The sequence below is a fragment of the Nocardia noduli genome (genome assembly GCF_019038455.1).
Taxonomy (GTDB): Bacteria; Actinomycetota; Actinomycetes; order Mycobacteriales; family Mycobacteriaceae; genus Nocardia; species Nocardia noduli.
Window position 1 is genome coordinate 1 of the sequence record NZ_JAFMPL010000153.1, and the last position, 13,334, is coordinate 13,334.

Genomic DNA, 13,334 nt, shown 5'->3' on the forward strand with positions numbered 1-13,334 from the left:
CCCTCTCCCCGCAACCCCTCTCCCCGCAACCGGTCTCACACACCCCGTTCTCCAGCAGCGTGCCCGGCGTCGGCTCCACCGCCGGTGTGCCGACCTACACGCCGTTCAACCCCGGAACACCGCAGTTCACAGCGAACGCACCGAGTGAAACCGCACCTGGTGCGTCCGGTCGATCGGATACCTCCGCCTCGCACAATCCGAACGCGGCACCGAATTCGGGCGCGCAACCGCGACCCGGTGTTTCGGTGCCTGCCCAACCGGCGGCGCAGTCGGCGCAGCCCGCTGCCCCGGCGGCCGTCCCGGCTCGGCCGGTCGTTCCCGGTGGCGCGGGATACGCGGGCATGATGACTCCGCGCGTCAAGCCGGAGGAGGACGGTGAGCATCGGTCACCGCGATATCTGCGCAGCGAGGAACACGCGACCGAACTCCTGGGCGAGGTGGAACGGACCGTCCCGCCCGCGATCGGAGCCCAGTGATGTCGCAGTGGACGTTGTCCGCCGAACAGTTCGCGGCGGCCTGGTTCGGCACCGGGCTGGATCGGTTGCCGTTCCCGTTCCGATTCACCAGCCGCTTCCCCGGAATGCGCGAATACCAGGAATACCAGGAGCAATTCCGCTCCGAACTGGCCGGCGACGATCACGTCCCCCTGCATCGGGCGTTACGGGTCCTGAGTCATCCGGAGTGGCGCGTGGAACTGTTCGGCGTCGACGATCGGCGCGACGGTGTCGAGATACGCGGCGTCGCGGGCGCGACCCGGACCGGGGCGGGCGTGATCGCCTTCCAGAATCCGGCGGCCGACGGTGGCAAGGTACGCCTGCGGCGATGTCGCGCCGACCAGCTCGCCGCCGAATTGATCAGGGTGCTGCCCGATCCGCCACCGGGCACCGCGCTGGAGAAGACCTACCTGCTCGATGATCTCGCCACCGATCGCCCCGACCCGTTCGACAACGATCCGGTGCGCGCGGTGCAGGAACGCTATCGCCGTTTCTGGCGTCAGCCCTCGACCACGCGGGGTACGGCAACGGTGCTGCGCGGCCCGCGCAACGGTGACGCGCAGCGCATCGGCCGAATCCGATGGATCGACACCGAGGACGGTCGCTATTGCGAGATACCCGCCAACCGCGCGTTGATGATCCGGCCCGCTACCGGTACCGACATCACCCGCTACCTGAACGAGACGATCGTCCGGGCACGAGCGAGGACGTCGTAGCGCGGAAACGACAACGCCCGCACGGGTTTCCGTGCGGGCGATCATCGAGCGGAAAGCGGAGGGCGGAGGGCGGAAAGCGGAGGGCGGAAAGCGGAAGCTCAGCCGAGCAGGTGCCAGTCCTCGAGGCCCTGGTACAGCGGAACCGACTGCGCCAGTTTCGATACCCGCCCGCGCAGGGTCTCGGTATCGGAGCCACCGGCCAACGCGGTACCGATGATGTCGGCGACCTCGGTGAATTCGGCGTCACCGAAACCACGGGTGGCCAGTGCGGCGGTGCCGATACGAAGCCCGGAGGTCACCATCGGCGGGCGCGGGTCGAACGGAACAGCGTTGCGGTTGACCGTGATCCCGACCTCGTGCAGCAGATCCTCGCCCTGCTGACCATCGAGCTGGGAATTACGCAGATCCACCAACACCAGATGCACGTCGGTGCCGCCGGTGAGCACGCTGATGCCCTTACCCGCCACATCCGCGCCGGTCAGACGCTCGGCCAGGATCTTGGCCCCGGACAGCGTGCGTGCCTGCCGGTCCCGGAACTCCTCGCCCGCGGCGATCTTGAACGCCACGGCCTTGGCCGCGATCGCGTGCATGAGCGGGCCGCCCTGCTGACCCGGGAACACCGAACTGTTGAGCTTCTTGGCGAATTCCTGCTTGGCCAGGATCAGACCCGAACGCGGTCCACCCAGGGTCTTGTGCACCGTCGAGGACACCACATCGGCGTACGGGACCGGGGAGGGATGCAGACCCGCGGCGACCAGCCCGGCGAAATGCGCCATGTCGACCCACAGGTACGCGCCGACCTCGTCGGCGATCTCACGGAACGCCGCGAAATCCTGGTGCCGCGGATACGCCGACCACCCCGCCACGATCACCTTCGGACGTGCCTCGAGGGCGATCTTGCGCACCTCGTCCATGTCGACGCGGTGGTCTTCCTTGCTCACCCCGTAGGAGTGGACCTCGTACAGCTTGCCGGAGAAGTTCAACCGCATGCCGTGGGTCAGGTGACCACCGTGCGCCAGATCCAGACCGAGCAGCTTCTCACCCGGGTTCATCAACGCCATCAGCACCGCGGCGTTGGCCTGGGCACCCGAATGCGGCTGCACGTTGGCGAAATCGGCGCCGAACAATTCCTTGGCACGATCACGGGCCAGGGTCTCCACCACGTCGACGTGCTCGCAGCCGCCGTAGTAGCGCCGACCGGGGTAACCCTCGGCGTACTTGTTGGTCAGGACGCTGCCCTGGGCCTGGAGCACCGCACGCGGCACGAAATTCTCCGACGCGATCATTTCCAGGGTGTCGCGCTCGCGCGCGAGTTCACCCGCCATCGCGGCAGCGAGCTCCGGATCGAGCTCACCGAGAGACTGGGTATTGACAGAGGCGGTCGTCTGCGTCACGGCCTCAGTGTATGGGCCGCGCGTGGCGCTTCGAGCATGGGCCCGATATTGACCAGCACGTCATCGAGCGGTCGGGTGGATTTCATGGCTCGGGATTGCACGATCGCCCCTTCCAGGGCGCTGATCACGAATCCGGCGAGCGAATCGGCGCGCTCCCCCGGCACGCCCGCCCCGGTCAGCGCGACAGCCAGTCGCGCGGTCCAGTCCGCGAATGCCGCGCCCGCCGCGGCCTGGACATCCGGTTCGGATTCGGCGAGCGCCGCGCCGACGACCGGGCAGCCCGCGGTGTAGCCGCTGGATTCCAGCGCCCGTTTCCACCACTCGACGAGCGCCGCGAGCCACTGGTGCGGCGTTCCCGTCGCAGTGACCTTGTCGATAACGACGGCCATGCGCTCTCCCGCCACCTTCGTCGCCGCCTCGACCAGTTCGCCCTTTCCCGAGGGGAAATGCTGGTACAGCGAATTGCGCGAGGCCCTGCTGCGGTCGAGCAGCGCGGACAGGCCCGCGCCGTGCACACCCTGTTCCCGCACGAGTTCGATCGCGCCCTCGATCAGCCGGTCCCGTGGCCCAGCCGCCATATCGCCTCCACAGTCGTGTCCATCTCGGTCCCGCCACGCCGACAGGTTGCGTGAACCGATCGGTCCATGTTGCAATTATGGCAGATATGGACCGATCGGTTCATCGAAAGGACGGGATTGATGACGACCACCGGAATCGACTACTCCGCACTGTCCGGCCTCGACATGCTGCGAACCGCCATGACGATGGAAGACCGTCCGCCCTACATCGGCGACCTGCTCGGCATGGAAGTCGACGCACTCGAACACGGTCGCGCCGTGTTCGCGCTACAGACCCGCCCCGATTTCGCCAATCCCCTCGGCACGACCCACGGCGGCATCTGCGCGACCCTGCTGGATTCGGTGATGGGCTGCGCGGTGCACACCACCCTCGACGCGGGCGTCGGCTACACGACACTGGAACTGAAGGTGAACTACATCCGCTCCGCCCCCACCGACGGCCGCCGCCTCACCGCCACCGGAACCACCATCCACGTGGGCCGAACCACCGCGACCGCCGAGGGGCGCGTCGTCGACGAGCAGGGTCGCCTGGTCGCACACGGCACCACGACCTGCGTCGTCTTCCGCTGATCCGACGATCGGAAAACCCATGAGCGACACCACGACTCTGCGCAAATTCAAGCGCGAACGATTCATCGGCCGCTACCTCGCCAACCCCGCCGTCCGACTGCTCGACCGGATCGGCGTGCGCTCGGCGCTGCTCGCGGAACTGGAGACCACCGGCGCGAAAACCGGCGCGCCCCGCCGCGTCCCGGTCACCGTCTCGATCGACGACGAGGGCGCGTGGGTGATCTGCCAGCACGGGCCGCGCGCGGGCTGGGCCCGCAATATCGCCGCCGATCCACGGGTCAGACTGCGCCACGGCGATATCTGGCGCACCGGCACCGCGGCGTTCGTCCCCGACGACGATGTCGTCGCCCGGGCTCGCACCTTCGCGGGCGGCAGGTTCAGCAAACCCGCGACGGCGTGGGCGACCAAGGCGCTGGAAACGGATCCGATTTCGGTGCGCATCACCTTCACGCCGTCCTGACAACCGATTTCATACTGTGACATCTGATAGTCGGGTGCATGTGACATTATCTCCAGTCAGATGGACGGCACTGTCCACCTGACACATCCGAGGAAGACAACATGCTGCTCAATTTCATCGCTGCCTCGCCGATCGAAGCACTGCTGAAGGCGTTGCTCCAGTCCACTTGTTCGTTGTCCGGCGGCGGAGCCGCGTGCGCCAACTGGTAATCCCGGCCACAACCTGAGAAGACTTCACCTACCGGCCCCGCCGCATCGCGACGGGGCCGATTCGTCTACATGGCCCGGACCGCGCCCGGGGTGAGCGGTTCGTCGAGCAGACGCCGGAAGCGATCGGCGCGCTCGTCCGCGTCCCCCGCCCGGTCCAGCCAGCCGCCGAGCAGCCGATAGCCCTCCACGTAGGTGCTGATGTAGGCGCGCCACAGCGGCGAGGACAGGAAGCGCAGCGACTGGCGCGCACGGTCCGGGGTCAACATGTTCCAGCGTTGCAGGAATTCGGCCACCTCGGTCTCGTCGCGGTGCTGATCGTGCAGCAGCAGCGCGGCGTCCTGGCGCACACCGAGTAGATCCGCCGACGCGGTCGCCAGCCGTTCGGCGCGCTCACCGTCGAATCGCAGCCCCAGATCGGCGTAGATCTCCTGCGCCCACCGACCCCAGCCCGGACCGACTATCGAGCGCAGCGCGAGATCGGCGAGCCCTTCTGCCATCAGGCATTGCGGGGTGTTCACCAGGAACAGCGTCTGCTCGGCTTGACCCGCCGCCACCAGTCCGGCCTCTTTGCGGCAGTGCTCGGTGTGATGGCCCGGGTAGGCCTCGTGCGCGATCAGATGCGGCAGATTCGCCATGTGCTGTTTGAGGTCGGAGTTGATCGCGACCTTGGAATGGTAATTGCCGAGGTAGTAGTTGAATCCCGACCACGGCTTGTCACCGACCACCTCGTAGGTGACGTGCTCGTGGTCGGGCAGCGGGTAGCGCTCACGCACCAGTTCGCGCAGCGCGCCGGAGAACGCGTCGACGCACGCCTGCAACCGTTCCGGCGGAATCTCGTCGGCCCGGCGGTGCGCGGCGACCCGCTCGGCTAACGGACCCTCGCCCGCCAGCACCTCATCCATCCGCCGGTGCGCGTCGCGGTAGTCGTCGACGTCCCCGGGGGCGATCTCGACATCGAAATAGGCGCGCACCTCGTCGACGAATCCGATCGACTCGTCGGCGAACTTGCGCCCCGAGCATTCCAGCGCCCGCAGATGGACATCGAGGAATTCGGTGCGCTCGGGCGCGAGTCCCGCCTCGGGCAGTGCCGCACGCAGGTCGGCGGCCCGGCGCGCCAGTTCGCTCGGCTGCGGCGGCGGCGCGTTCTCCACCTCCCTGCGCAGGACCGGATCACCGGTATAGGCGTCGACGAAACCCTCTTCCAAGCGATCGAAGGCCAAGCCGAGACGCAGGTACTCGATCACCAGCGGATGCGCATCCATGGTCGCCACATTAGTGGGGAGAACGCCGGGTATCGACTCGGTTACCGGCGGGTAGCAAGACCCCGTGTGCCACACATTGTTGATGCGGAGGACAATTCGGCCATGCGGCGAGAGCTAGACCGAATCTCACAGCGTCCATACCCGTTGTGTGGGTGTTTGCGGAAATGGAGCGTCGGGTAAGTGGCACGAATGAGCGAGCCGAGCCCCTATGTGGAATTCGATCGGAAGCAGTGGCGAACGCTGCGCAAATCGACTCCGCTGGTGCTCACCGAGGAAGAACTGATCGGCCTGCGCGGTCTCGGCGAACAGATAGATCTCGAAGAAGTCGCCGAGGTCTACCTTCCCCTCGCTCGACTCATCCACCTGCAGGTGGCGGCACGTCAGCGGCTGTTCGCGGCGACCGCGACCTTCCTCGGGGAAAAGCATCCGGACAAGCAGGTGCCGTTCGTGATCGGCGTCGCGGGCAGTGTCGCGGTCGGGAAATCCACCACGGCCCGTGTTCTCCAGGCATTGCTGGCGCGATGGGATCATCACCCCCGTGTGGATTTGATCACAACCGACGGATTCCTTTATTCCACCGCGGAACTGACCCGACGCGGGATAATGCACCGCAAAGGTTTCCCGGATAGCTACGACCGCCGTAAACTCCTGCGTTTCGTCACCGAGGTGAAATCCGGCGCCGCCGAAGTGTGCGCACCGGTGTATTCACATATCTCCTACGACATCGTGCCGGGCAAGTTGCACTGCGTTCGCCAGCCCGACATCCTGATCGTAGAAGGCCTCAATGTGCTGCAAACCGGTCCGCGCCTGATGGTTTCGGATCTGTTCGACTTCTCGATCTACGTCGACGCGCGCATCGAGGATATCGAGAAGTGGTATGTGCAAAGGTTTCTCGCACTGCGCGCGACCGCCTTCGCCGCCCCGAACGCGCACTTCCACCACTACGCCGGCTTCGACGACGCGCAGGCGACCGCGGCGGCACAGGAGATCTGGCATTCCACCAACCGCCCGAACCTCGTGGACAACATCCTGCCCACCCGCCCGCGCGCCACTCTCGTCCTGCGCAAGGACGCCGATCACTCCATCAACCGCCTGCGGCTGCGCAAACTGTGATCTCCACGCGCACAAGCTGATCCGTATCCGGCCGCATACCCGCGCCGAAAGCCGGTGTCACACCCCGAATCGGCGGTGGCGCGCGGCGTAATCGCGTAGGGCACGCAGGAAGTCGACGCGGCGGAACTCGGGCCAGTAGGCCTCGGTGAACCAGATCTCGGAATAGGCGCTCTGCCACAACAGGAAACCGGACAGCCGCTGCTCGCCGGAGGTGCGGATGACGAGGTCGGGGTCCGGTTGGCCCGAGGTGTAGAGATGCTGGCCGATGGCGTTGACGGTGATCGACTGCACCAGATCCTCGCCGGTCTCCCCGGCCGCCATCTCCAGGCGCATCAGTTTGCGGACCGCGTCGGTGATCTCCTGGCGACCGCCGTAGCCGACGGCGACGTTCACGTGCACACCGTCGCGTCCGTCGGTACGTTCGGCCGCGGTGCGCAGACGTTTGGCGATGAGTTCGGGAAATCCGTCGAGCGTGCCGACGATGCGCACGCTCCAGTTCTGTTCCGGGGCCGACAGTTCCTCGACCACGTCGGTGATGACCTCGAAGAGGGTTTCCAGTTCCTCGGGGTCGCGTTGCAGATTCTCGGTCGAGAGCAGGTAGACGGTGACCATCTCGATGCCCTCGTCGGCACACCAGCCGACGAGTTCGGCGATTTTCAGCGCGCCGACCCGGTGGCCGTGGCTCACATCGGTGAAACCGTTCTCCCGAGCCCAGCGGCGATTGCCATCACACATCACCGCGACGTGCCGGGGGTGCTGTTTGCCGGCCAGCTGCTTGGACAGCCGCGCCTCGTAGATGCGGTAAGGCAGACCACGCACCTGACTCGGAAGCTCCACGGCGTCCAACAGTACGCCCCACGACCACGAGCCGAGCATCGACCGCGTTTCCTCGGCGCAGTAGCCGAGCGCGCCTAACTTACGGTACCGTAGGTTACTCACGGGTCACCCAGGAGGTAGCTTTGTCCGAATCAGTCGGTGCCGTCGACGCGGCGCCGGTCGGCGCGCACCCGAGTGAACGGCTGGTCGACGCGCTGGTCAAACCGCGGATGCGGGGCTGGATCCACACGTGGGCGGTCGGTATCGCCGCCGTCGCCGTGATCGCCCTCGTCGCGAAGGCCGCCACCATTTCGGCGACCGCGGGCTGGTCGACGCTGATCTACGGCCTTACCGTCTGCGGACTGTTCGGAATCAGCGCGATCTACCACCGGGTGACCTGGAAATCCCCGGGCACCCGCATCCGGATGAAACGCGCCGACCACTCGATGATCTTCCTGTTCATCGCGGGCAGTTACACGCCGTTCGCCCTGCTCGGACTGCCAGGAAGCACCGGACGGACCCTGCTGGCCGTGGTGTGGGCGGGAGCGCTCGCCGGTGTCGCGCTGAAACTGCTCTGGCCGACCGCACCGCCGTGGGTCGGGGTACCGCTGTATCTGCTGCTGGGCTGGGCGGTGGTGCCGGTGGCCGGTCGCCTGCACGACCAGGTCGGGCTCGCCCCGCTGATCCTGCTGCTCGTCGGCGGACTCGTCTACAGCGCGGGCGCGATCCTCTACGCCACCAAATGGCCGAATCCCTGGCCCGAGGTCTTCGGGCATCACGAGTTCTTCCACGCGGCGACGGTGCTGGCGGCACTGTGCCATTACATCGCGATCTGGTTGGTCGTCCTGCGCTGAACCGGACCGCACCGTGACCGGAATACTTCGCGACCGAGTGCTGCCCGCACCGAAACGCGCGTCGAAAACGCGAGTGCCGCCGTGGGAGCGCCGGGTCCGCAATACAGTCGGAATCGTGACGCTGGACAACCGAAGGAGTATCGGGAGATCACCTCGTCCCGCCACGCGGGTGCGGTGCCACCGGTTCGCGCCGCCGCGCGCTGCATTCACTCACGCCGCCGGACCGGACCGGAGGACACCGCGACGGGATGTGCGCGCGTCGTGATCGCCAAATTCGCGTTCTGGGCGCTCAAAGCCCGCTGGGGGCTGGCCGTCGTGGTGATCGCGGCCAATCTCAGCGGTCTGGCCGTCATCGTCACCGAGTTGTGGCTCAGCGGTTTCCTCGGCAGACTCGGCGCGGACTGGCCGCGCACGATGGCCCTGGTCGGCATCTACCCAGCCATCGGATTCCTCGTCGGCATCGGACTCGCCGTGCGCGATCGCACCGTCTACTTCGCCTGGCTGGACGCCGGACGCAAACCCACACCCGACGAAGCGCGCCAACTGTTGCGCCTGCCCATCGCCATCACCGCGCGAGCGCTCGCCCTGTGGATTCCCGGGGTGATCATCGCGGCATCGATGTTCACGCATCTCACCGAGAACAACAACATGGGTGTCACCGCCGTGCTGTTCCTGCTCGGTGGTCTGCAATCGGCGGCGGTGACCTTCCTCATCGTCGACCGGCTGATCCGGCCGACCATCCCGGTCGTGGCGGGAGTACTCGGCGCGACGATGCACTGGAGTTCGTCGGTGCTGATCCGGGTGGTCGTCACCTGGGCGGTCTCGGGCGCGATGCCGCTGCTCATGCTGATCGTCGTCCTCGCCGATCCGGTGTCGGGCGCACCGAATCGCATCCGCACCGCCATCTACCTCGCCGCGGTGGGCATCGTCGTCGGAGCGCTCGCCACCACATTCCTCGCCATCTCCGTCGCCGCGCCGTTGCGGGCGCTGCGACTGGCGCTCGACCGGATCACCCACGGCGAATCGAATGTGCGGGTCTCGGTCGGCAGCACCAGCGAGATCGGGCGGCTCGAACATTCGGTCAACGAACTGTCGGCGAATCTGCTCGAACGTGAACGGATGCGCGACGTCTTCGGCAGGCACGTGGGCGACGAGGTCGCCGAACGCGCACTGACGCGCGGGATGGACCTCACCGGCGACGTCAGGGTGGTGTCGGCGCTCTTCGTCGACGTCACGGGTTCGGTGGCGCTGTCCACCGGATTGTCGCCGCAGGAATTCGTCGCCAAACTCAATCGGCTGCTCGCCATCGTGGTCGCCGCGACCGAGGAGAACGACGGTCTGGTCAACAAATTCGAGGGCGACGCCGCGCTGTGCGTCTTCGGCGCGCCGCTCGCGCTGCGCGACAACGCGACCCCGGCCTTGCGCGCCGCCCGCAGGATCAGGGACGAGGTGATCGCCAGCGGTGAACTCGATATCGGCATCGGTGTCGCGCGCGGACAGGTTTTCGCCGGTGACGTCGGCACCGACACCCGCCTGGAATTCACCGTGATCGGTGACGCCGTCAACGAGGCGGCCAGGCTCACCACCGAAGCCAAGGCGACACCGAGGCGAATCCTGGTGAGCAACGCGATCATCGAGGCCACCTCCGCGCACGAACGGGCCAAATGGACGCTGTACGACCACATTCAGCTACGCGGCCGCCCCGAACCGACCGCGTGCTGGACCGATTTCGAGCCTTCCGGCCTGGATTCCACGCCGCGAACAGCGGATCCGGAAATCACCACCGTCCCCGAATCCGAGGCGCTGAGCCCCGCGGCGGAGGCCCACCGCTCCATCCCGGATCCGAGTCACGCGGACCGCTGATCGCCGCGATCGACAGAGCTGAACGCCGAGCACAGGTCCAGGTACCCGTCACGTACACCCGTGGTGCGCCGACCCCCGACTGCCAGGCGGACGACGAAGGCGTGAAGTCACCGGCTGCCGGACCGAGGTTTCGGAAACCGCAGCCTCCCGTTCAGCGGGTGAGCGAGGCGCGCAATTCCTCGGCCGTGGTGACCGGGAGATCGCAGACCGTCCCGCGGCAGACATAGGCGGCGGCGGTGCCACCGACAGCGGGACGGTCGGCAAGCAGCGGAACCGCGTCGGCCGGTGCGGCGATGACGACCGTCCCGCCGGGGGCGTCGAGACGCGCCGCAGTCGCGAGATCAGCAGCGGTGGAACCTTTTTCGGCCGATTCCGGTACGGCGATCGCGACCTGTAGCGGTCCGCGCAGCGCCGCTTCGGCGACCGTCAGCCACTGCCCGGCCGAACGGGGAGCGCGGGCGAGGACGATCGCACCGCGCCGCAGGGTTTCGTCGGCGAGTTCGCGGTAGCGCACCGACTCGGCCGGACCACTCGTCGCGGCGGCGGTCAGCAAGGCCTCGGCGAGCACGGAAGCGCCTGCCGGGGTCGCGCCGTCGATGGGGTCGCGCGGGCGGGCCACGAGAGTTTCGGCGTCGTCCGCGGTGTCGTACCAGCTGCCGGGGACGTCCGGGTCGGCGAAATGCTCGATCACCGTATCGAGCAGCCGTTGCGCCCGATGCAGCCAGTCGATCTCGCCGGTCGCCTGGTGCGATGCCAGCAGGGCCACCGACAGCCAGGCGTAATCCTCGAGTACGCCTGGCGCCGCGCCGACCGCGCCGCCGAGCGAGGCACGGCGCACCCGACCGTCCACCACGTGCTCGGCGACGAGGAACCGCGCGCACCGCAGCGCGGCGTCGACCCAATCCTGTTGCCCCAGCGCGGCACCGGCCTCGATGAGGGCGGTGATCGCGATACCGTTCCAGGCGGTGACGACCTTGTCGTCGCGTGCGGGCTGCGGCCTGCCGTCGCGAGATTTGCGCAACACCGCACCGACCTGTTCGAGGCGGTCGAGATCATCCGGGTCGACGTAGCGGGTGAGCACCGACGTCCCCTGTTCGAAATTGCCCGCCGTGCTCACCCCGAAAACCTCTGCGGCCCAAGCGCCGTCGAGAGGACCGAGTTCGCCGACCAGCTCGGCGGGCGTCCACACGTAGGTGGCGCCCTCGACACCGGGACCGCCCGGTTCGAGGTGGGTGTCGGCATCGAGCGCGGACGCGAAACCGCCCTCGGCGGTGCCGAGATCATCGAGCAGGAATCCCACGGTCTCCCGGGTGATCCGCAGCGGCAGCGACGAACCGCCGCGACGCGCGAGATGTCCGTAGACGCGCAGCAATTGGGCGTTGTCGTAGAGCATCTTCTCGAAATGCGGCACCACCCAGGCCGCGTCGACCGAGTAACGGGCGAAACCGCCGCGCAACTGGTCGTAGATCCCGCCGCGCGCCATCGCTTCGGCGGTGCGGTCCACCACCGCGAACACCTCCGCGTCACCGGTGCGCTCCGCACTGCGCAGCAGACCCTCCAGCAGTGCCGACGGCGGGAATTTGGGCGCGCCGCCGAAACCCGCGTGCTCGGGATCCTCGTCGGCAAGCACGGCGCGAACCGCGTGATCGAGCAGTTCGTCGGTGACCGCGAACTCGGCGTCGGGCAGACCGCCCGCCTGGGCCCGCAACGCCTCGCTGACCTGCTCGGATGCTTGCCGGACGTCATCGCGGCGGTTGTGCCAGGTATCGGTGATCGCGGTGAGCAACTGGGCGAACGACGGCATCCCGCCGCGCGGCACCTTCGGATAGTAGGTACCGCAGTAGAAAGGCGCGCCGTCGGCGGTGAGGAAACACGTCATCGGCCAGCCGCCCTGCCCCGTCATGGCGACGGTCGCGTTCATATAGACCGAATCCAGGTCGGGACGTTCCTCGCGATCGACCTTGATACAGACGAAATTGTCGTTCATCAGCGCGGCCGTCGCCTCGTCCTCGAACGACTCGTGCGCCATGACATGGCACCAGTGGCACGAGGCGTACCCGACCGACAGCAGAATCGGCACGTCGCGCTCGGCAGCCTCCGCGAGCGCGTCGGCATCCCATTCCCGCCAGTGCACCGGATTGTCGGCGTGCTGACGCAGGTACGGGGAGGTGGCGTTACCGAGCCGGTTCATATTTCCACCGTCTCACAATCGTGGCCGGAGCGCGGCGACCGGGCGACACGGCGCTCCCACGAAACGGCGCGCTCGACTCTCCGGCCGCTGGAGGGTGCAGGCTCGACGGCACCCCCGAGACAGGAAGGTTCCGCGATGAAGCTCGACCTGGCGAAAAGCGACAAGCTCTACTACACCGCGCCCACCGATCCGGTGCTGCGCGCCTTCGACACCTACGGCTATGCGACGGTGACCGGCGAGGGCGCGCCACTGGGATCGGCGTACACCGACGCCGTCGGCACCCTCTACCGCTCGGTGTACGGCGCGAAGAAACTCGCCAAGGCCGCGGATCGGGATTTCGTGGTGCCGAAACTGGAGGGCCAGTGGTGGGTGGATTCCGACGACCCGCCGCTGTCGGTGCCGCGCGAGCAATGGCGGTGGCGAATGATGATCCGACTCCCCGATTTCGTCACCGGCGAGATGATCACCGGCGCGGAATACGAACGATTCCACGAAGGCGACGCGATCCCGGTCATGCATATCGGGCCGTACGCGACCGAGCCGGAGACCCTCGCACGCATGGAGGCGTTCATGGCCGAGAACAGCCTGACCATGAACGGCCGCCACCACGAGATCTACCTCTCGGACCCGCGTAGATCCGCCACCCGGACCAGGACGATCCTCCGTCACCCGGTGCGGGCCCGGTCCTGGCAGCCGATCCTCCCGGAAGTCGACGGAATCCCGGATATTTCTTCCAAGAATGTCCGCTGAGACCGGATGTCGACCGTCGGAGGCCTGCGAGCCGCCACCCGCCCGCCTGTCCCCACCCGTGGAT

The 13,334-nt window shown here is 67.3% G+C and carries 12 protein-coding genes and 1 pseudogene; 8 read left to right on the forward strand and 5 right to left on the reverse strand.

Going from position 1 to position 13,334, the window contains the following annotated elements:
- Together JZ792_RS38665 and JZ792_RS38670 are read left to right on the forward strand one after the other, a co-directional pair.
- Positions 1–476: pseudogene (locus JZ792_RS38665) on the forward strand (hypothetical protein); the annotation flags it as partial.
- Positions 476–1,210 (forward strand): ESX secretion-associated protein EspG, encoded by a 735-nt coding sequence (locus JZ792_RS38670; RefSeq protein ID WP_216917861.1) that lies wholly within the window; start codon positions 476–478, stop codon positions 1,208–1,210. The pseudogene JZ792_RS38665 and the gene JZ792_RS38670, both read left to right, overlap by 1 nt.
- A 98-nt stretch (positions 1,211–1,308) precedes the next feature.
- On the opposite strand, the gene glyA is transcribed toward JZ792_RS38670, so the two are convergent.
- Together glyA and JZ792_RS38680 are read right to left on the reverse strand one after the other, a co-directional pair.
- A complete protein-coding gene (gene glyA, locus JZ792_RS38675) occupies positions 1,309–2,604 on the reverse strand; it encodes a serine hydroxymethyltransferase (RefSeq protein WP_216917862.1) in 1,296 nt (431 codons plus the stop codon).
- The gene (locus JZ792_RS38680; RefSeq protein WP_216917863.1) at positions 2,601–3,182 is read right to left on the reverse strand and encodes a TetR/AcrR family transcriptional regulator; all 582 of its coding nucleotides are present in this window, start codon (positions 3,180–3,182) and stop codon (positions 2,601–2,603) included. The genes glyA and JZ792_RS38680 overlap by 4 nt, the downstream gene beginning before the upstream one ends.
- A 120-nt stretch (positions 3,183–3,302) precedes the next feature.
- Here JZ792_RS38680 and JZ792_RS38685 point away from each other — a divergent pair, with 120 nt between their 5' ends.
- Both JZ792_RS38685 and JZ792_RS38690 read left to right on the forward strand, forming a co-directional pair.
- Positions 3,303–3,752, forward strand: coding sequence for a PaaI family thioesterase (locus JZ792_RS38685; protein WP_216917864.1), 450 nt, complete (start codon positions 3,303–3,305; stop codon positions 3,750–3,752).
- Between the two features lie 19 nt (positions 3,753–3,771).
- Positions 3,772–4,212, forward strand: coding sequence for a nitroreductase family deazaflavin-dependent oxidoreductase (locus tag JZ792_RS38690; RefSeq protein WP_109527894.1), 441 nt, complete (start codon positions 3,772–3,774; stop codon positions 4,210–4,212).
- Positions 4,213–4,486: 274 nt separating this feature from the next.
- On the opposite strand, the gene JZ792_RS38695 is transcribed toward JZ792_RS38690, so the two are convergent.
- Entirely contained in the window at positions 4,487–5,683 is a 1,197-nt protein-coding gene (locus JZ792_RS38695) for a DUF885 domain-containing protein (RefSeq protein ID WP_216917865.1), read from the reverse strand.
- Positions 5,684–5,863: 180 nt separating this feature from the next.
- Here JZ792_RS38695 and coaA point away from each other — a divergent pair, with 180 nt between their 5' ends.
- Positions 5,864–6,796 (forward strand): type I pantothenate kinase, encoded by a 933-nt coding sequence (coaA, locus tag JZ792_RS38700; protein WP_109527892.1) that lies wholly within the window; start codon positions 5,864–5,866, stop codon positions 6,794–6,796.
- A 57-nt stretch (positions 6,797–6,853) separates the two neighbouring features.
- Here the strand turns inward: coaA and JZ792_RS38705 are convergent, their stop codons facing one another.
- Positions 6,854–7,672 carry an isoprenyl transferase gene (locus JZ792_RS38705; RefSeq protein ID WP_254190933.1) on the reverse strand — a complete coding sequence of 273 codons (819 nt, stop codon included), beginning with the start codon at positions 7,670–7,672 and terminating at the stop codon, positions 6,854–6,856.
- Between the two features lie 170 nt (positions 7,673–7,842).
- On the opposite strand from JZ792_RS38705, the gene trhA reads away from it, so the two are divergent.
- Positions 7,843–8,466, forward strand: coding sequence for a PAQR family membrane homeostasis protein TrhA (gene trhA / locus JZ792_RS38710; RefSeq protein ID WP_216917869.1), 624 nt, complete (start codon positions 7,843–7,845; stop codon positions 8,464–8,466).
- Between the two features lie 261 nt (positions 8,467–8,727).
- Positions 8,728–10,329, forward strand: a complete 1,602-nt coding sequence (locus JZ792_RS38715; protein ID WP_216917866.1) for an adenylate/guanylate cyclase domain-containing protein — start codon at positions 8,728–8,730, stop codon at positions 10,327–10,329.
- A 151-nt stretch (positions 10,330–10,480) separates the two neighbouring features.
- On the opposite strand, the gene JZ792_RS38720 is transcribed toward JZ792_RS38715, so the two are convergent.
- Positions 10,481–12,520: a thioredoxin domain-containing protein gene (locus JZ792_RS38720; protein WP_216917867.1), complete on the reverse strand. Its 2,040-nt coding sequence runs from the start codon at positions 12,518–12,520 to the stop codon at positions 10,481–10,483.
- 135 nt (positions 12,521–12,655) lie between these two features.
- Between JZ792_RS38720 and JZ792_RS38725 the strand changes: the two genes are divergently transcribed.
- Positions 12,656–13,270 (forward strand): GyrI-like domain-containing protein, encoded by a 615-nt coding sequence (locus tag JZ792_RS38725; protein WP_216917868.1) that lies wholly within the window; start codon positions 12,656–12,658, stop codon positions 13,268–13,270.
- The last annotated feature ends 64 nt before the right edge of the window (positions 13,271–13,334 follow it).